This window comes from Kaistia soli DSM 19436, from assembly GCF_900129325.1.
Taxonomy (GTDB): domain Bacteria; phylum Pseudomonadota; class Alphaproteobacteria; order Rhizobiales; family Kaistiaceae; genus Kaistia; species Kaistia soli.
In genome coordinates, this window is record NZ_FQUP01000006.1 from 119,169 (window position 1) to 135,287 (window position 16,119).

The window sequence follows — 16,119 nt, forward strand, 5'->3', positions numbered from 1 at the left end:
CTGTGCTCACCGGCAAGAGGTAGGGCCGATCCCCCACGAAGTCGAGCCGCGGCGAGTGAAAGCTCCAGTCAGCGCGCCGCGAGCTTCTGGCAGAAGCGATAGGTACGCCGTCCCGCCGACTTTGCCTGATAAAGCGCCTTGTCAGCAGCCGCGAGAAGCTCGTCGGGATCGAGCCCGCAATCCGGTGCACAAGCGATGCCGATGCTTAGCCCGACCTCGATCGTGTGGTCACCCGCGGCGACTGGCACCCGCATAGCCTCGATCAGTTGCTCTGCGAGTGCTGCCGCTTCGGCATCGTCCGGCCCGACCGCGCCGATCAGGGCGAATTCGTCTCCTCCGAGACGCGCCACGATATCGCCAGGCCGCGCCACGGCCTCGAAGCGCAAGGCGGCCTCCCGCAGGACCGCATCGCCCGCCTGATGGCCGAGACTGTCGTTAATGTCCTTGAAGCGGTCGATATCGATCCACCAGAGCGCGAAGCGTCGCTCTCCAGAACCCACCTTTGAGAGGCCGGCAAGCAGTCTTTCGCGAAAGAGTTTGCGGTTGGGCAGACCGGTCAGCTCATCACGGTTCGCGAGCAGCTCAAGGCGCGCCTCGATCGCCTTCCGCTCGTCGATCCCACGAACAGACACGACATAGCCGTCAGGCTCACCGGTTCGCTTGTCCTGCGTCAACCGGATATGAGCCTCGATCCAGCACCATGAACCATCCTTATGCAGCATGCGCTGTTCGACCCGGCCGACGTCGAGATCGCCGGCGCGCACCTTTCCCATCAATCGGCCAAAGGTCGGGACATCGTCGGCATGGGTGATATCGATCGCGCGCCGGCCGACCAGTTCCTCCGGCTCATAACCCAGCAATTCCCGGATCGCCGGCGACACATAGAGCCGAATGCCATCGAGATTGCCGCGGATGATGGTATCGGTCGATGTGTCGGCCAGGAGGCGGAAGTGCTCCCCTTGGAGCGCAGCCTCGCGTGCTCGCCTCTCAAGGCGCCACAGCCCCTCGGCGAGGCGGGCGAGATCCTGCAAATGCTGACGTTCCTCGATGTCGAGGCGCCCGCGTGCGGCATCGAACAGCGCCAGACGCCCGTCGTCACCGAAGGTGCTGCTCGCGATCAGCGAGAGGCTGCCGGCTTCTCTGGAGTTCGATGGCTCTACCGCCTCGTCCGCCGCTGACAGAAGGGCCATCGCCGACCGGATTGCAGGCGCCGCCGCAGCCGCATCAATGTGCTCAGCAAGGCCAACCCGGCAGCTGTCTTCCACCCCGGGCCGCACAGCGACGGCGCCTACGCCGAACAGTCGCCGCGCCATATGGCAGAGCGTGTCATAGAAGCAGTCGATCTCGGAGGACGCCTTCTCCGCCTCGCCTTCGGCCTTTAGGGCGCCGGCCTGCCGCGTTGCCCACTCCGCTGTGTTCATCGGCTGCGGCTGGCTCCTTGGGCATGGGTTGCAAAGTGCAGCAGGCAACGGCACGCGCCGTTTTGATTGGGCCCACTTCTACAACGTGTCCGCTTTTCAGCAAGTATCGAGAGCCGAAGATCTTTATGCAATTTCACGGCCATGGAATGAATCCGCCGCGACGCCCGCAGCTGCCTCCTTTCCACAACCCGTCGAGACCCTATCTATCCCGCATGATCCGCCCCGAAGACCTTCTCGCGCCCGGACCGGACGGGCTGTGGTGTCCGCTCGGCGGATTTCATGTCGATCCGATCCGGCCGGTGGCGCGGGCGCTGATCACGCATGGTCATGCCGACCATGCTCGTTCCGGCCATGGCGCCGTGCTCGCGACCCGCGAGACGCTTGCGATCATGGCCGTGCGCTATGGCGAGGACTTCGCTGGCCAGCAGCAGGTGGCGGTCCCCGGTGAGCGGATGAAAATCGGCGACGTCACAGTCTCGTTTCATCCGGCCGGCCATGTGCTCGGGTCAGCGCAGATCGCCGTCGAGGCGCAAGGCTGCCGCATTGTGGTGTCGGGTGATTACAAGCGGCGGCGCGACCCGACCTGCGCGCCGTTCGAACCCGTCGCGTGCGACGTCTTCATCACCGAGGCGACGTTCGGACTTCCGGTGTTCCGCCATCCTGACGACGGCGAAGAAATCGGCAAGCTGCTCGCCTCGCTGGCAGCGTTTCCGGAGCGTGCCCATCTTGTCGGCGCCTATGCGCTCGGGAAGGCGCAGCGGGTCATCAAGCGCCTGCGCGAGGAAGGCTATGGCGAGACGATCTATATCCATGGCGCATTGGAGCGGCTTTGCACGCTCTACGAGTCCGAAGGGATCGATCTCGGCCCGCTGGCCCCGGCAACGCTCGAAAGCGCGCGGCGCGGCGAAAGCGCGGCTTTTGCCGGCGCGGTCGTCGTCGGCCCGCCCTCGGCCTTCGCCGACCGCTGGGCGCGGCGGTTCCCGGATCCGGTTCCCTGCTTCGCCTCGGGATGGATGATGATCCGACAGCGCGCCAAGCAGCGCGGGGTCGAGCTGCCGTTGATCATTTCCGATCACTGCGACTGGGACGAACTGACGGCAACCATCGCCGAGATCGAACCCGGCGAGGTCTGGGTGACGCATGGCCGTGAAGAGGCGCTGGTGCGCTGGTGCGAGCTGGCGGGCATCCGCGCCCGCCCGCTGCACCTTGTCGGCTACGAGGACGAAGGCGACTGACCCGTTGCGCGGCCGGCTTCCGGCGCCCGGCTCTCGCGCCAGAGCAGGAACAGTGACGCCCCGATGATCAGCGCGGCGCCGATCCAGAGCTGCGCGGTCGGCAGCCAGCCGAACACCAGCCAGCCGGCGATGATGTTGAGCGGCAGCTTCACGTGATCGAAAGGCTGGACATAGGCGGCGTCGGCCCTTGAATAAGCGAGGGCAAGAAACGCCTGCGCCGCTGCCGTCAGCACACCGACGGCGATGATCGCAATCCAGCCATCGGCGGTCGGCAGCACGAGGCCGGACGGCAGTGCTAGCACCAGGTTGACCGGCGCCAGCAGCAGCAACAACCACGCTGCGACAGCTTCCGGGCTGTCTTCGACGAGCAGCCGCTTCTGCACCAGCGAGACGCCGGCCCAGAGCACGGATGCGGCGAGCGGATAGAGGCTCGCCGCCGTGAAGGTTTCCGCGAACGGATCGAGGATGATGAGCCCGCCGGCGAAGCCGATCGTGACCGCCAGCCAGCGCTCGATCGAGACACGCTCGCCGAGCAGCAATGCCGCACCGAGCGTCACGACGAAGGGCGATGTCATGACGAGCGCGACGGCCTGTCCGATTGGCACGCCATGGGCAAGGCCGGCCACCCAGGCCTGGACGCCGAGCGCCGCGAGCAGGACGCGCAACGCCTGCAGCCAGGGCCGGCGCGTCGAGAGCGATGGCAGGCCACGCCGCACGGCCCAAGGCAAGACGGCGAGAAGCGCCACGGCATATTGCAGGAAGGCGGCGGTCGGCGCCGGAATGCCGAGCCGTGTCGTCGCAATCTGCTCCAGCGTGTTGACGCCGGCGAAGGCGACGCCGGCGGCGACCATGAAAGCCGCACCCGCGACAGGCGCGGGAAGAGCGGGAGAAGCTGTGAGTGTGGTCTGACTCATGTTGATCCTCGAAATGTTGGACAACACGAAATCAGGGCAAAAGCGAACGCGCACGCCCCGGCCGCAAGGCAGGATCGCATGCATGGCGCTTGTTCTCTTCCATCCGGACTATACCGTCGGCTTCGGAATTGGACCGAATCTGCTGACCCCTCCCCTGACGGGAGGGCGCTCGCGGGCTTGCAGACGATGCCTGCCTACCGCCGGTGGGGAATTTCACCCCGCCCTGAGAACGAGGTCCGATCATCGATCGGACAGCCAAGACTTAGTTTCTGCGGACGCTGACCGCAAGAACGTCGATGCTCCGCCTTTTCAGCGGCGCGCAAAACCATACCTAATGCAGCATGGAAGACTTCGCCGCCCTGCTTGATCGCTTGATCCTGACGCCTTCGCGCAATGCGAAGCTCAAGCTCCTGACCGACTATTTCCGCGCGACGCCGGATCCCGATCGCGGCTTCGCGCTCGCGGCGCTGACGGGCGAGCTTGACCTTCCGGCGGTGAAGCCGGCCATGCTGCGCGCGCTGGTCGCTGAGCGGATCGACCCGGTGCTCTTCGCCTATTCCTATGACTATGTCGGCGATCTCGCCGAGACGATCGCGCTGGTCTGGGGCGTGACGGCATCGCCGGCAACCGGCCCCAGGCCAGCGCCGCCCTCGTTGTCAGCGATCGTCGAAACGATCGCTGCATCCTCGCGCAGCGAAGGTCCCCGGCGGGTGGCCGGCTTTCTCGACATGCTCGATGCCACGGGACGCTGGGCCTTGCTGAAGTTGGTCACCGGGGGCTTGCGGATCGGCGTCTCGGCGCGGCTCACCAAGCAGTCCCTCGCCGATCTTGGCGGCCATGAGGTCAACGAGATCGAGGAACTCTGGCACGGGTTGCGCCCACCTTATCTGGAACTGTTCGCCTGGCTCGACGGAAAAGCGGAGAAGCCGATCTCCTCGGCGCGGGCGCCTTTCCGCCCGGTGATGCTGGCGCAGCCACTCGACGAGGGCGACCTTCCACGGATCACGCCGGATGCCTATGCGGCGGAATGGAAATGGGACGGTATCCGGGTGCAGGCCGTCTCGGATCACGGCGTCAAGCGCCTCTACACGCGAACGGGCGAGGATATCGGGGACGCGTTTCCCGATGTCCTCGACGGGCTCGATATCGAGGGGGCTATCGATGGCGAGCTGCTGGTCGGCCGGCTCGACGGCGAGATCATCAATGCCGGGAGCTTCTCGGAGCTGCAGCAGCGGCTGAACCGCAAGAGTGTCTCCGGCAAGCTCGTCATCAGCCATCCCGCCTTCATCCGCGCCTATGACTGCCTCGTCGACCAGGGCGAAGATATCCGTGCCCTTCCCTTCCGGACGCGGCGTGAGCGGCTCGAACGTCTCGTGGCGACGTCGCTTGCCAAGCGCATCGATCTCTCGCCGCTCATTCCCTATGACGACGCCGAGGCGCTGATGGAGAAGCGGAGCGCGCCGCCGGCCGCGATCATCGAGGGGCTGATGCTGAAGCGCTGGGATTCGGTCTATGAGCCCGGCCGTCCGAAGGGGCCGTGGTTCAAATGGAAGCGCGATCCCTACACAGTGGACGCCGTGCTGATGTATGCGCAGCGCGGCCATGGCAAGCGCTCGTCCTTTTATTCCGACTATACGTTCGGGGTCTGGAAATCGGGTGCCGAAGGGACGGAGCTGGTCCCGGTCGGCAAGGCCTATTTCGGCTTCACCGACGACGAATTGGCCGAGATTGACCGCTTCGTGCGCCGCAACACCACCAACCGGTTCGGCCCGGTGCGCGAAGTCGTCCACGAAGCCGATCGCGGGCTGGTGCTGGAAGTCGCCTTCGAGGGTCTCAACCGCTCGACGCGGCACAAGTCCGGGGTCGCGATGCGCTTTCCCCGCGTCGCGCGGCTCCGCTGGGACAAGCCGCCACGCGAGGCGGACCGCATCGAGACGCTGGAGGCGCTGCTTTCTGCTGCCGATTGACAAGGTATGGAGCCGGGCGCACCAAGACCGCGATGATCTCCACCGCCGACAGCCCTCCCGCCATCCGCCCCTTCGCGCCCGGCGACACCGACGGTGTCGCCCGCCTCATCGTGCCGATCCAGCAGGAGGAATTCGGCATAGCGATCACCTATGAGGAACAGGGCGACCTGCGCGACATTCCAGCCTTCTATCAGCGCGGCACCGGCGGCTTCTGGGTCGCGATCGCGCCAGGCGGTGTCGTCGGCACGATCGGCCTCTACGATATCGGCGAGGGCGATGCGGCCCTCCGCAAGATGTTCGTCTCGCCCGCTCATCGCGGCGACGGCACGGCGCGTCGGTTGCTCGGCCATTTGGTCGCGCATGCTCAGGAGCACCGCCTTCGCCGGATCATTCTCGGCACAACGGATCGCTTCCTCGCGGCGCATCGCTTCTATGAGAAGAACGGCTTTGCCGAGATCGTTCCCAAGGACCTGCCCGGCTCGTTCCCGCGCCTCGCCGTCGACAGCAAGTTCTACCAGCTCACGCTATGATCGGGAGCGATTCGGGCCAGCGGAGAAAGTGATGAACGGGCTGCAACGCTTCATGGGTGGTTCGCCGGCACAGGTGCTGCTCCGCCTCATTGTCCTGTCGCTCGTCGTCGGCATCGTCCTGTCGGCGCTCGGCATCTCGCCCTATGACATCCTCGCCCGGCTCGAAGCCTTCGTGCGGCGGATCTGGAACATGGGGTTCGGCGCCATCGGCTGGATCTGGAATTACTTCCTGCTGGGCGCCGTGATCGTCATACCCGTCTGGATCGTCATCCGCCTGCTCAACCTCGGCCGCGGCAAAAGCTGAGGCCGGGTCGGAGCGGCGATCCGCGCTTGTCGAGGAAGGCCGCCGACAGATCGATTTCGCCTGACGTCCCTCCTCCGAACATCGTCAGTGGACGGAATAGGTGTTGTTGAGCCGGCCGCTCTTCGCATCGATGAACCGGACCACGGTAGGCCCGGCGATCTCGACTTTGTTACATTCGGTGAAATTCATCGTCTTGAACACCGAGCAGAGCGTGTCGCCCTTGAACGTCCACTTGAACGCGGCCGCCTTGTTGCTGCCGAGAGTGAAGATGCCCGAGCCACCTGCCTCATAGACGGCGTTGAAGGGCTTGCCCGATTTGGTCGTCGTCGTCAGCGACTTGCCGGCCACTGCGCCGAGGAATTCCGCCTTGGTCGCAAATTTGCCCGTGGCAGCCGCGACTGCCACGAGGGCCAGCGTCAGCGCCATCGTCGTCATGAGTGTTTCGACCCGTTTCCACATCGCGTGCGTTTTCACCTTCCATGATTGTCGCGCCCCGCCCGCGTTTTCCTTCCGCGCCCGGACACGTCCCACTCTCCCTCCGTTCAACTTCGGAGCACAAGATGTGTCGGCGAAATCTGGATGGCCCGAGGCCAGATCTTGGGGCGAAGCGCGCAGGAGAGCGTTGGTTTTCGGCTTCAGTCGCGACGGAAGAGAACGCCGGCCAGCCAGCCGGTCAGAAGCGCCAGTGCGATGCAGATCAGGCCGTAGAAATAGCCGTTGCGACGGGCGAGATCGAAGGTGAACTGCTCGAAGCCGGTCTTGGCGATGCCGAAGGCGGCGCTGTTGGCTGCCAGCATGGCACTGTCGCGGAACAGGAAGACCGAGACGCGATAGGTGCCGACCGGCACATTGGCCGGCACGTCGACCGTGGTCTGGAAGACCGCTGAACCGGGAAACGTCACGCCATAGGGCGCGTCTCTATAAAGCCCCGCCTCTCGCTTCAGCCGGACGAAGGCATCGCGAAAGGCTTCGTCGCCCGGCTCGGGGCGACCTTCCCTCGCGCGGAAGGCGAGATAGTCGAAGCCGATCTGGTAGCGCGTCAGCGTTTCGGCGGGCGCGATGTCGTTGAGCGGCCGCGAGGAATGCACCGCATAGAAGGACGGCATGTCGAGGAAGGTGCGCGCGGCCCGGTTGAGCCAGATGCCGGCGACGCGTTCCTTGCGGCGGGTGACGAGGGTTTCGTCCGGGCCTCGCACCACGACGACGATGTCATAGACGCCGCCACGCGATATGGTCCCGGCATCGCGCTCGATTGCTCCGAAGACCGTGACGCCGGTGCCGGTGAAGCTCGACGAGATCTTCACATGGTCGGTCGAGAGCGCGACGACCAGTTGCTCCGCGGACGACTGCCGAAGCGCAAGCACCAGCATGCCGGCGAGCAGAGCGAGGCGGAACGCCGCGTTCACCTGGCATCCCCGGCGAGGGTTGCCAGCGAAAACAGCTCGTCCGGTGTCGACACGAGATTGACGAGAAAGCGGATGCCGACCGCCAGCACCAGCAGCGCCAGCATGGCACGAAGCTGCTCGCCGCCGACACGAGCGCCGAGCCGGGCGCCGAATTGCGCGCCGATGACGCCGCCGACCATCAGGATGAGTGCCAGCACGCCATCGACGGAATGGTTGTTGCCGGACTGGAGCAGCGTTGCCACCGCCATCGTGCCGATCATCTGGATCAGCGATGTGCCGACCACAATGCTGGTCGGGACGCGCAGGATATAGATCAGGGCCGGCACGAGGATAAAGCCGCCACCGATGCCGAGCATCGAGCCGAGAATGCCGATCCCGACGCCGATGGCGAGGATCGGGATGATGCTGACATAGAGCTTGGAGCGCTTGAAGCGCATCTTGAACGGCAGGCCGTGCATCCAGCCATGCTGGCCCGGCCGGCGGAGCGGCGCCGGGCGGCCGCGCCGCGTGTTGATGATCGAGCGGACAGATTCCCACAGCATCAGTCCGCCGACGAGGCCAAGAAAGGTCACGTAGCAGATGGAGATGATGAGATCGAGCTGGCCGGTCCGGCGCAGCAGCGTGAAGATGGCGACGCCGATCGTCGAGCCGACGATACCGGCAACGACCAGAACGCCGGCCAGCTTAAAGTCGATCAGCTTGCGCCGCCAATAAGTAAGCGAGGCCGAGAAGGACGAGGCGACGACCTGCGCGGTCGTGCTCGCCACCGCCACCGCCGGCGAGATGCCCGAGAAGATCAGCAGAGGAGTGAGCAGGAAGCCACCGCCGACCCCGAACAACCCCGACAGAAAGCCGACGGCTGCCCCCATGCCGAAGATGAGGAACATGTTGACCGGCAGTTCGGCGATGGGGAGATAGATCTGCACGACGCCTGACCGCTGGCGGTCTTGGAAGCCCGGGAGAGGCCTCTCAGGGCGGGACCGCCGCTCCGCCCGATAAACAAGCTGACCCGCCGCCTGTCAACGCGAACGCGCCGCGGGAAAGGCCCTCCGATGTAACGTCTTGCCGAGGCCGCCGGCGCAACGCGCCCGCAGCCAACTTTCGTCGTGCTCAGCCCTTGCCGTCGGTCAGGTTCGCCCCGGCAAGCGGTGCAGCCGTTGAAGCCGTCTGCATCCATTCCGCCTTCGGCACCGGCTCAGCATTGGCTGCAGCGTTTTGCGGCCGCGGCGTGAAGGCCTGCACGGCGGCGCGCGCGCTGGCAAGCTCGGCAGGCTTCAGCGCGTTGGCAACCTCGTCACGGCGCTTGCCGGCATCGGTGTCCCCCTGCGCGGCTGCGAGAGCAAACCATTTGTAGGACTGCATCAGGTCGACGCCGAGGCCAAGTCCGCGGGCATAGAGCACGCCGAGATTATACTGGCTGTCGGCGACGCCGAGATTGGCGGCTTCGACGAAGAGCTGCGCCGCAGCCGTGTAGTCGGGCGCGCCCGTGGCGCCTTCGCTGATCATGACACCCAGATTGTGCACGGCGCGCGCATTGCCCTGCGCGCTCGCCTTGCGATACCAGGCCTCGGCCTCGGCGGGATCGCGCTTCACGCCCTCGCCGCGTTCATAGAGGCTGCCCAGACGATACTGGGCGATGGCGAGGCCGCCCTTCGCCGCGCGGGCATACCATTGCGCCGCAAGCTGAACATCCTGGCGAACGCCGAGGCCCTCAGCATACTGCTTGCCGAGTTCGAAGGCGGCGACCACGTCACCGGCATTCGCATCCCGCTTGACCAACGCAACGTTGAGCGCCGGAACCGGCTCGGGCGCCGGCGCGACGGCGACAGCCGGCACGGCGCTCATCGGGCTTGCCATAGCGCTGGCGGGCTCGAAGGCGAGCGCTGCGTCGGAGGCTGGTGCCACGAGGTTGGGCTTGGCGGCGAGCGCCGAGGGATCCACGGTCTGCGTGGGGGCGGCGGCAGCGGGCGCGGCGGTGGGCACCGAGGCAACAGCAGGACGCGCTGGCTTGACCGGCACGGATGCCGTCGGCATCGGGTCTATGGCGGCATCGCCGGTCAGTCTGGCGATGCGCTCGCCGACGGAAGGGCCGTACTGGACTGCGCCAAGCGCGAGCACGACAGCGGCGATCGCCAGCATGATCGGGCGCCGGCGTGAGCGGAACACCTGGCCAATGCGCGCGAGCGGCCCCGGCCGCGACTCGGCCTCGGCGCTTTCCTCCAGCGCGGCCTTGCGCTCGGCCTTGCCGACCTTTGCGGTTTCGGCCTGCGCGGCCTGCGCGGCGCGCCGGGCCGCGGCAATAAAATCCGCCTTCCGGTCACCCGGGCGGGCCGATGCGTCAGAGCGCGGCTCTTCGGCGGGAAAGAACTCGGAGCGCAGGCTGAGATCGGGCTTGCCCGACCCCGGCGCGAGCGGGCGATGGTCCTCCGGCAGCTCGGCATAGCGGCGCGGCGCAGGCTCAAGCTGCAGGCCATGCTCGTCGGCTTCGAGCTGCGTGATGCGCTCGACGACCTTCGCCAGCGTGTCGTGCACGGCTTCCAGCGTGTCGTGGTTCTGCCGGTCGGAATGCAGCGCTGCCGTCTGAAGGTTGCGCAGATCCTCGCGCAGCGCGCGGATCAGCGCCTCATCTGGATAGCTCGACAGCTGACCGGCGAATTCGCTGAGCGTCGAGCGTGCAGCATCGCGGGCCGCCTCGATGGTCTCGCGGCGCGTGTCGCCGAGGATCGACTGCATGCGGTCGAGATTTTCCTCGACCTTGGAGAGCGCGTCGGCGCCGGGGGCGGATCCGGAGAATTTCTCGGCGAGCGAGGCAACTTGCGCCTCGAGCTGGGCAAGCGTCTGGTTGTCGTCGCGCCGGGTCGCGGCGTCGAGCCGCTGCATCAGCGCATGCATCTGCTGGTCGATCGCGTCGAAGCGAACCGGCTCGCGTTCGACGATATGCTCACGCAAACCCGAGATCTCGCCGCGAAGGCCGTCGATCGCGGCGATGGCCGCAGCCGACGTGGCGGCCGCGGGCTGCAGGCTCGGCAGCTCGACGATCGCATCGAATCGGCCGGAAAGCGCATCGATGCGTTCTTCCAGGCGGCTGAGCGCCGCCTCCCCGCCGATGGCCCCGCGCGATGCGACGGCCTCGAGCATGCCGTGGATCGCCGCGACCTGCTTTTCAAGGCGGATCATCAGGACCGGATCTGTACCCTTGGCGAAACCGTCGACCTCACGCCGGATGGCGGCAAGCTCCCGCTCGATCGGTGCAAGATCGACCGTGCCATGCGGGATCGAAGCGAGCCGCTCGATCGTCTGGCGAAGCTCCGCGATCTGGCGATCGGCAGCGGTATCGACGCGGGTGGCGGCCAGCGAGGCAATCGCGTTACGGATGTCCTCAAGTTCGCCTTCCATGGAGCGGAAGGGCTGGGCGCGATCGATCAGGCCGCCGAGGCGGCCGACCTCGTCGGCAAGCTGCTCGACGCGGCCGCGCTCCGGTACGCGGCGGACGATGTCGTCTAGTCGCTCGATGACGTGGCCATAACCCAACTCGATCGAGGCGAGGGTCGTCTCGCGCGCCGAGGCGTCGATCGCCTGGCGGATATCGGCGAGATGCTGGCGCAATTCATCGAAGAGACCGGCGCCTTCCCGCGGCATGGTCTCGAGCCTCGCGGCGAAATCGGCGCGCAGCGCCTTGTCCATCTCTTCGCTGCGCTGCGCCTCGGTGCCGATCCGGCGGCCGAGCGTCGCGATGTCGCTGCGGAGCGCCGTGATCGCATCTTCGATCGCAATCGAATCGACGGCGGCAAGGCGCCCGGACTCGCCGTCGATGGCCTGCTGGCGGGCCGCGATCTCGGCGATGGCGGAGCGGAACACCGGGGGCGCTTCGGCGCGGGGCGGTTCAGGGCGAACAGGTTCAACGCGTGGTGCCGGGCTCGGAGCGGGAATAGCCTGCGCGGCGGCCATCTGGCCGGCGATCGCCGCAAGTCGCGCTTCGATCTCGCCCAGACGATCGCCCTCGGGGCGCGGCGTCTCGACCGGCGGCTGCTCCTGGCGCGGAAGCTCCTGGCGGGGAGGCAGCTCCCGCAACGGTTCCGGTCGAACGAAGTCTTCGGCCGGCTGCAGCTGCGCGAAGCTCTGGCGCTGCGGCTGAACAGGCGGGGCGGCTCGCTGGCTGGCACCGCGACGGGCGGCCCCCTCGATCGCATCGATCTGCTCGGTAATGCTCTCAACCAGCGCCGAAAGCGCCGCGATGCGCTCCGAACTCGGACCACGGCGCGCGCCGCCTGCATCGCCCGCCGCATAAGCGGGTTGCGCAGCCGAACGCGCTGGTCCGAAATCGGATCTCGTACCTGTCATCATTGCCACCCGACCCCCGAGCCTGCCTCTGCGGCGCGCGCCTCGTCATCTGGTCGGCGCGCCTCGGCCCGGGCAGCGAAACCGGGAGCCGACGCGGCGACGATGCGGTCGATCGCCTTCGCCCGAGCATTGGCAAATCATGGTAAACAACGCGTTAATCGACCGACGCTGTCTTGAGGGACGAGTAAGGTCCCTTAACGACGGTTCAGGCTTCGGCAGCTGCCGCGCGCCTGATCATGCATTCCACGCGCATTGCGTTCATCCCAGGCTTGCCACGATGCCGTGCGATGATGAGATTGGGAAGCAGAGTTGGTCCGGCGTGACGGCAGGAAAAAGGGATTCGATGAGCGTGACGCGGTTGGCTGATATAGCACGCGACGATGTGGACGGAACCGGGATCCCCGACGGGAACCGGCAGACCAGCTTCACGATCGGCGATCTTGCGCGCGAGTTCGATGTCACGCTCAGGACGCTCCGCTTCTATGAGGACAAGGGACTGCTCAGCCCACGGCGCGAGGGCCCGAATCGGATCTATTCGCGCCGCGACCGCGGACGGCTCAAGCTGGTATTGATGGGCAAGAAGGTCGGTTTCTCGCTGACCGAGATCAAGGCGATGCTCGATCTCTACGATCTCAAGGACGGTCAGGTGCCGCAGATGCGCCTGGCGCTTGGCAAGTTCAACGAGCAGATCGCCATCCTCGAGCGGCAGAAGATCGACATCGAACGGGCGGTCGAGGAATTGCGGCGCACGGTCAGCGTCGTCAATGGTCTGATCCGGCAGAAAGAGACGAGCGGCAGCTGACGCCCGTCTCTTCAAGGAGGGTTCATGCAGCGCCTGTCCGTGCTCACGTTCGCCGCAATGCTCGCCGTCTTCGCGGCCGAGGCCCGCGCCGCCGACACCGCGCCGCCCGCGGCACCCGATGCCGCTCTCGATGCCCCGCGGATCGGCCGCTACACCATGGTGCCGGCCGATGGCGGTTTTGTCCGCCTCGATACGGAGACGGGGACCGTCTCGCATTGCCGGCGCGAGTCCGAGGCGATCGACTCGCCCTGGCGCTGCGCCGCGATTCCCGAGGCGGTGCTCGGCGAACCGGGACGGGTCGAGGCGCTGACGGCGCGCGTCGAGGCGCTTTCGGCCGAGGTCGAGCGCCTGCGCGGCCGGCTGGACGCCATCGACGGTGGCCCGAGCGCCGGCGCGGCAGCATCGCCGACCGACGATCCGGAACTCGATCGCGCGCTCGGCTTCAGCACCGAGCTGATGCGCCGCTTCTTCGGCCTGATGCACGAGATGAAAAGCGGCGAGCCCCCGCTCCCGCCAAAGCCGATCCCGCCAAGCCCTGAAGCCGTCAGGCCTTGAAGCGTTCGGCGGCGGCCACCAGGGCAGCGAGGATGCCAGGCTCCGACATCGCATGACCGCCATCGGGCACGATCACCAGTTCCGCCTCCGGCCAGGCCTTGTGCAGGTCGATGGCATTGGCAACAGGTGTACAGAGGTCATAGCGGCCATGCACGATCACGCCGGGCAGGCCGCGCAGACGATGGGCATTGGCAAGCAGTTGGTCGTCGCGATCGAAGAAGCCGCCATTGACGAAATAATGGGCCTCGATGCGCGCGAAGGCGATCGCATAATGGGGATCGCCGAAGGCTTCGACGCGGCCGGGGTCCGGCAGCAGCGATAGCGCGCCACCCTCCCACATGCTCCATTGCCGCGCCGCCGAGAGCTGCCGGGCCTCGTCGGTCCCGGTCAGCCGGCGGTGATAGGCCGCGATGAGGTCGTGGCGCTCCGTCTCGGCAATCTCGTTGCGGAAGGGCTCGAACGCCTCCGGCAGCAGCCAGGACGCGCCCTCCTGATAAAACCAGAGCAATTCGCTTCGGCGCAGCATGAAGATACCGCGCAGAATCAGTTCGCTTACCCGCTCCGGATGGGTTTCGGCATAGGCCAGCGCCAGCGTCGAGCCCCAGGAGCCGCCGAAGAGCTGCCAGGTCACAATGCCGAGATGAGCGCGGATGCTCTCCATGTCGGCAACCAGATCCCAGGTGGTATTCTCCCGCAGCTCGGAATACGGCGTCGAGCGCCCACAGCCGCGCTGGTCGACAAGGATGATCCGGTAGCTGTCGGGATCGTGACAGCGGCGCATCATCGGGGTGCAGCCGGCACCCGGCCCACCGTGGATCATGATCACCGGCTTGCCGAGCGGATTGCCGCACTCCTCGACATAGATCTCGTGCAGATCGGAGACCTTCAGCCGATGAACGGCATAGGGCTCGATTGCCGGAAAGAGCGGCTGGCGGGGGTCAGGGGCATCGGCAGTCACGGGTGGAGAACTCCAGGGTTGGAAGACGGTTGGGGCGCGGATGGGCTCGCGGAGATGGGGGGCGAATGCGTGGCCGGCGTCGGCGCCAGCGCGGATAGAGTATCGGGCGCACCAGCCTGGTCATTAACAGCTGGAGGAGCCCCTCGGCGCGCGAAGGTCATCGTCAAAAGCACGGCGAGGCCGATCACGGCACCGATGGAACCGGAGGCGCCGAGCGGAAGCCCGAGCCATCCCGTCGGGCCGAGCACCGTCTGTGCGATACGGCCCATGCCGAGGTACGCGCCAAGGCCTGGCGCGAACGCTGCCAGCGCGCCGTTCAACGCCACGAACGCAAGGCCCGCGGAGATGGTGGCCGTCGCCGCGGCGCTCCGGGTCGTCGGGATGTTCCAGCCTGCCAGCAACAAGGGGCCGAGCCCGGCCGCGGCGAAGGAAAGCCCGAGAGCCGCCAGCGTCGCGATGCCGGCACCGCTATGGCCGATCCGCGCTGCAGCGATCCCAGCGGCAAGAATTGCCAGCCGGGCGATGAAGGCGCGCCGGCCTGGCGGCGCCGATGGCTCGCCATGGCGAGCATAGACATCCTCGGCGAAAATCGCGCCGAACGTCGCAAGGCCAAGTGCCAGCGCGACCGCCGCAGCGGCGACGAGGCCGCTGGCCAGAAGCAGGGCTGGCGCGGCACCGAGGCCCGTATAAGCGGCGAAATTCAGCACCAGCCCGGCCGGATCGGTCGCCGGATCGATGCCGGCAAGCCGGCCATAGAGGGCATAGGCCGGGGCGGCCAGCAACACCGCGGCCGCGAGGACAAAAGTCCAGCGACGTCCGCCCGCGCGCGCGCCCACTGGCGTCGCAAGCGTCGGTAGCACGGCGATTCCGACGATCAGCAGCAGCGCCAGGACAATCGATGCGGAAGCCGGCATCGCGGTCGGTGCGGCAAAAGCGCGGCCATCGAACATCGCGAGCCATGGCAGCGGCCATCCAACCGCTTCCTGTTCAGCAACCGCTACCGGAACCAGAAAGGCCAAAGCGAGCACCGGTAGCAACCCGGCGGCCATCGCCATGGCCGAGCGCCGCCCGCCGGCAAGCGCCGCCAATACCGCCGCGCCGATGACAACATGACTGGCGGCGGGAATAGTAAGCCCGAGCGTTTCGCTGAGGATGACCGGCACAAGCCCAGCCTCGGCCGCCAGGAGCGGTAGCAACGCAGCAAGACAGGCAAGTGCAGCGAGAAGGCCTGCAGCAGGACCGAACCGCGACCGGACGGCGCCGGCAATCGTCGCCGCGCCTGTTCGCCCCAGCGCGGGCGCAACGCCGAAAAGCGCGATGGCGCCGCCCGCGAGAAAGCACGCGACCAGCACGAGGCCCGCGACGCCGCCGAGCCCGATGGCGATCGGCGCCGCGACGAAAGCGAGTGCCGAGATCAGGATTGCGCAGGGCGCGCTGCCTGCTGCGAGCGGCCGCGTGCCGACGACGTCGCCATGGACGAGACTGCGGGCGCCAATCGCCGATGCGAGGCCGGCAGCCAGCGGAACCGCGGCCAGGAAATTAGGAAGCGGCAGCGGCGTGCCGAACCGATCGATCGCCGCAGTGATGCCGACAGCGACGAGGACCAGCGCGAAGACCGCGCCGTTCAGATTGCCTCGTTCCGCTGCCACGTCCGCCTCATGGTCCCGATGCTTGCCGGATCGGACA

General features: G+C 66.9%; 14 protein-coding genes and 1 riboswitch. Of the genes, 6 read left to right on the forward strand and 8 right to left on the reverse strand.

Features of this window, described 5'->3' with window-relative positions; translation table 11 throughout:
• Window positions 1–68: 68 nt before the first annotated feature.
• Window positions 69–1,421, reverse strand: coding sequence for a sensor domain-containing diguanylate cyclase (locus tag BUB39_RS21145; protein WP_073057781.1), 1,353 nt, complete (start codon window positions 1,419–1,421; stop codon window positions 69–71).
• A gap of 215 nt (window positions 1,422–1,636) precedes the next feature.
• Here BUB39_RS21145 and BUB39_RS21150 point away from each other — a divergent pair, with 215 nt between their 5' ends.
• Window positions 1,637–2,656 carry a ligase-associated DNA damage response exonuclease gene (locus BUB39_RS21150; protein WP_073057923.1) on the forward strand — a complete coding sequence of 340 codons (1,020 nt, stop codon included), beginning with the start codon at window positions 1,637–1,639 and terminating at the stop codon, window positions 2,654–2,656.
• Here the strand turns inward: BUB39_RS21150 and BUB39_RS21155 are convergent.
• On the reverse strand, window positions 2,635–3,570 hold the full coding sequence (locus tag BUB39_RS21155; protein WP_073057924.1) for a DMT family transporter: 936 nt from the start codon (window positions 3,568–3,570) through the stop codon (window positions 2,635–2,637). The two genes, BUB39_RS21150 and BUB39_RS21155, sit on opposite strands and share 22 nt — an antisense overlap.
• 87 nt (window positions 3,571–3,657) lie before the next feature.
• A riboswitch (FMN riboswitch) is annotated at window positions 3,658–3,805 on the reverse strand.
• A 106-nt stretch (window positions 3,806–3,911) separates the two neighbouring features.
• On the opposite strand from BUB39_RS21155, the gene BUB39_RS21160 reads away from it, so the two are divergent.
• The 3 genes from BUB39_RS21160 to BUB39_RS21170 are packed head-to-tail and all read left to right on the forward strand — an operon-like array spanning window position 3,912 to window position 6,371.
• A complete protein-coding gene (locus BUB39_RS21160) occupies window positions 3,912–5,537 on the forward strand; it encodes a cisplatin damage response ATP-dependent DNA ligase (RefSeq protein WP_073057784.1) in 1,626 nt (541 codons plus the stop codon).
• 32 nt (window positions 5,538–5,569) lie between these two features.
• Window positions 5,570–6,067, forward strand: coding sequence for a GNAT family N-acetyltransferase (locus tag BUB39_RS21165; protein WP_073057785.1), 498 nt, complete (start codon window positions 5,570–5,572; stop codon window positions 6,065–6,067).
• 31 nt (window positions 6,068–6,098) lie between these two features.
• Window positions 6,099–6,371 (forward strand): DUF6460 domain-containing protein, encoded by a 273-nt coding sequence (locus tag BUB39_RS21170; protein ID WP_073057786.1) that lies wholly within the window; start codon window positions 6,099–6,101, stop codon window positions 6,369–6,371.
• A gap of 84 nt (window positions 6,372–6,455) precedes the next feature.
• Here BUB39_RS21170 and BUB39_RS21175 read toward each other — a convergent pair whose 3' ends face one another.
• The 4 genes from BUB39_RS21175 to BUB39_RS21190 form a co-directional block, all read right to left on the reverse strand.
• Window positions 6,456–6,806, reverse strand: a complete 351-nt coding sequence (locus BUB39_RS21175) for a hypothetical protein (protein ID WP_073057788.1) — start codon at window positions 6,804–6,806, stop codon at window positions 6,456–6,458.
• 200 nt (window positions 6,807–7,006) lie between these two features.
• Window positions 7,007–7,777 carry a TIGR02186 family protein gene (locus tag BUB39_RS21180; RefSeq protein ID WP_084527819.1) on the reverse strand — a complete coding sequence of 257 codons (771 nt, stop codon included), beginning with the start codon at window positions 7,775–7,777 and terminating at the stop codon, window positions 7,007–7,009.
• Window positions 7,774–8,703 (reverse strand): sulfite exporter TauE/SafE family protein, encoded by a 930-nt coding sequence (locus BUB39_RS21185; protein WP_073057790.1) that lies wholly within the window; start codon window positions 8,701–8,703, stop codon window positions 7,774–7,776. Before BUB39_RS21185 ends, BUB39_RS21180 begins: the two co-directional genes overlap by 4 nt.
• 184 nt (window positions 8,704–8,887) lie before the next feature.
• Complete coding sequence (locus BUB39_RS21190) at window positions 8,888–12,118, reverse strand: SEL1-like repeat protein (RefSeq protein WP_139251571.1); 3,231 nt, start codon at window positions 12,116–12,118, stop codon at window positions 8,888–8,890.
• Between the two features lie 343 nt (window positions 12,119–12,461).
• On the opposite strand from BUB39_RS21190, the gene BUB39_RS21195 reads away from it, so the two are divergent.
• Both BUB39_RS21195 and BUB39_RS21200 read left to right on the forward strand, forming a co-directional pair.
• Window positions 12,462–12,920 (forward strand): MerR family transcriptional regulator, encoded by a 459-nt coding sequence (locus tag BUB39_RS21195; RefSeq protein ID WP_073057793.1) that lies wholly within the window; start codon window positions 12,462–12,464, stop codon window positions 12,918–12,920.
• Between the two features lie 24 nt (window positions 12,921–12,944).
• Window positions 12,945–13,475 (forward strand): hypothetical protein, encoded by a 531-nt coding sequence (locus BUB39_RS21200; protein ID WP_073057794.1) that lies wholly within the window; start codon window positions 12,945–12,947, stop codon window positions 13,473–13,475.
• Here the strand turns inward: BUB39_RS21200 and pip are convergent.
• Both pip and BUB39_RS21210 read right to left on the reverse strand, forming a co-directional pair.
• A complete protein-coding gene (gene pip / locus BUB39_RS21205; RefSeq protein WP_073057796.1) occupies window positions 13,465–14,433 on the reverse strand; it encodes a prolyl aminopeptidase in 969 nt (322 codons plus the stop codon). The two genes, BUB39_RS21200 and pip, sit on opposite strands and share 11 nt — an antisense overlap.
• Window positions 14,430–16,082: a hypothetical protein gene (locus BUB39_RS21210; protein WP_073057798.1), complete on the reverse strand. Its 1,653-nt coding sequence runs from the start codon at window positions 16,080–16,082 to the stop codon at window positions 14,430–14,432. Before BUB39_RS21210 ends, pip begins: the two co-directional genes overlap by 4 nt.
• Window positions 16,083–16,119 lie beyond the last annotated feature (37 nt).

Coding starts and splice junctions, on each gene's coding strand:
- BUB39_RS21145 (WP_073057781.1), bottom strand. CDS start 1,421: ATGAACACAGCGGAGTGGGCAACGCGGCAGGCCGGCGCCCTAAAGGCC.
- BUB39_RS21155 (WP_073057924.1), bottom strand. CDS start 3,570: ATGAGTCAGACCACACTCACAGCTTCTCCCGCTCTTCCCGCGCCTGTC.
- BUB39_RS21160 (WP_073057784.1), top strand. CDS start 3,912: ATGGAAGACTTCGCCGCCCTGCTTGATCGCTTGATCCTGACGCCTTCG.
- BUB39_RS21165 (WP_073057785.1), top strand. CDS start 5,570: ATGATCTCCACCGCCGACAGCCCTCCCGCCATCCGCCCCTTCGCGCCC.
- BUB39_RS21170 (WP_073057786.1), top strand. CDS start 6,099: ATGAACGGGCTGCAACGCTTCATGGGTGGTTCGCCGGCACAGGTGCTG.
- BUB39_RS21175 (WP_073057788.1), bottom strand. CDS start 6,806: ATGACGACGATGGCGCTGACGCTGGCCCTCGTGGCAGTCGCGGCTGCC.
- BUB39_RS21190 (WP_139251571.1), bottom strand. CDS start 12,118: ATGACAGGTACGAGATCCGATTTCGGACCAGCGCGTTCGGCTGCGCAA.
- BUB39_RS21195 (WP_073057793.1), top strand. CDS start 12,462: ATGAGCGTGACGCGGTTGGCTGATATAGCACGCGACGATGTGGACGGA.
- BUB39_RS21200 (WP_073057794.1), top strand. CDS start 12,945: ATGCAGCGCCTGTCCGTGCTCACGTTCGCCGCAATGCTCGCCGTCTTC.